Source organism: Erythrobacter sp., assembly GCF_038133525.1.
Lineage (GTDB): Bacteria > Pseudomonadota > Alphaproteobacteria > Sphingomonadales > Sphingomonadaceae > Qipengyuania.
Window position 1 is genome coordinate 1 of record NZ_JAYPTL010000169.1, and the last position, 1,694, is coordinate 1,694.

General features: G+C 64.6%; 1 protein-coding gene and 2 pseudogenes. All 3 read right to left on the reverse strand.

What is annotated here, in order from left to right; genetic code table 11:
• Positions 1–207 (reverse strand): annotated as a pseudogene (locus AAFM29_RS17615) (hypothetical protein); the annotation flags it as partial.
• A 59-nt stretch (positions 208–266) separates the two neighbouring features.
• A complete protein-coding gene (locus tag AAFM29_RS17620) occupies positions 267–1,139 on the reverse strand; it encodes a F0F1 ATP synthase subunit gamma (protein WP_341714017.1) in 873 nt (290 codons plus the stop codon).
• Between the two features lie 28 nt (positions 1,140–1,167).
• Positions 1,168–1,694, reverse strand: a pseudogene (locus tag AAFM29_RS17625) (F0F1 ATP synthase subunit alpha); the annotation flags it as partial.

Sequence of the window (1,694 nt, forward strand, 5' to 3'; positions counted from 1 at the left end):
GGCGCGCTTGCAGACGGCGGTGTTGACCGGCTTCGCTTCCGGGCAGGCTTCGGCGTATTTCGCCGCGAACAGGTCCTGGTCGGGCGCGGGAAGCGTTTCGACGGGTTCGGGCGTCACGACTTCGGCCGGGGCCGGCTGTTCTGCCGGTTCGTCGCCGCATGCAGCAAGCAGGGCAAGGGCGGCGAGTGCGGGAATGGTCTTGATCATCTTCGTCTGGCTCCGGTCAGCGTTCTGCGACGCCCTCCGGCATCCTCTCCATTATCTCTTTACAGCGCTTCGGCGCCGGCAATGATTTCGATCAATTCGGTGGTGATCGCGGCCTGGCGGCTGCGGTTGTACTGGATCGTCAGCTTGTTGATCAGGTCACCGGCGTTGCGCGTGGCGTTGTCCATCGCGGTCATCGATGCGCCCTGCTCGCTAGCTTCACGTTCGAGCAGCGAACCGAACAGCTGGGTGCGCACGTAGCGCGGCAGCAGTTCGGCGAGGATTTCCTCTTCACCCGGTTCGTATTCGACCACGGCATCGCCGGTCGCGACTTCACCCTTGGGCGAGGGGACGGGGATCAGCTGGTCGACCGTCGGGTCCTGCGCAAGGGCCGACTGGAAGATCGGGTAGACGAGGTGCGCGACGTCGAACTCACCGTCTTCGAACATGGCAATCAGCTCGGCGGCGATTGTCTCGGCTTCCTCGAAGCCGGGGGTGCGCACGTGCGAGGTGTCGAACTGCTTGCCGATACGCTCGGGGAAGTCGCGCTTCAGCGGCGCGCGGCCCTTCTTGCCGACCAGGTAGAACTTCACGTCCTTGCCCGTCGCGATCAGCTCGTTCGCCTTGAGGCGCGCGGCCTTGACCACGTTCGAGTTGAGGCCGCCGCACAGGCCCTTGTCGGTATTGACCACCACCAGCAGGTGGCGCTGGTTCGACCCGCTTCCGGCCAGCAGCTTGGGCGCGCTGTCCCCACTCACCTTGCCGGCGAGCGAAGCCATCACGTCAGCGAGACGCTGTGCATAGGGGCGCGCGGCCTCCGCCGCGGCCTGCGCACGGCGCAGCTTGGCTGCCGCGACCATTTGCTTGGCCTTGGTGATCTTCTGGGTCGACTTGACCGAGTTGATCCGGCCCTTGAGTTCTTTCAGCGAGGCCATTTCGGCTCCCTAGCTAATCTCTTCAGGCTCAGGCGAACTGCTTGGCGAAGGTGTCGAGCGCGGCGACAACCTTGCCCTTCACGTCGTCTTCGAACTTGCCGGTGTCGCGGATCTCGGCGAGCACGGCGGCGTGTTCGGAACGCATGAAGGAGAGCATCTGCTCTTCATAGGCGGTCACGCGATCGGTCGGGATCGGGTCGAGGTAGCCGTTGGTGCCTGCGAAGATCGATACGACCTGCTCTTCCACCGGCATCGGCGAGAACTGGCGCTGCTTCAGCAGTTCGGTCAGGCGCGCACCGCGGTTGAGCAGCTTCTGCGTCGCGGCATCGAGGTCCGAGCCGAACTGCGCGAAGGCGGCCATTTCGCGATACTGGGCGAGGTCGAGCTTCATCGAGCCTGCGACCTTCTTCATCGCCTTGGTCTGCGCGGCACCGCCGACGCGGCTGACCGACAGGCCGACGTTGATCGCCGGGCGGATGCCCTGGTAGAACAGGCCGGTTTCGAGGAAGATCTGGCCGTCGGTGATCGAGATCACGTTGGTCGGAATATAGGCCG

Excerpts from the sequence above, each read along its gene's own strand:
- AAFM29_RS17620 (WP_341714017.1), bottom strand. The coding sequence starts at position 1,139 with ATGGCCTCGCTGAAAGAACTCAAGGGCCGGATCAACTCGGTCAAGTCG.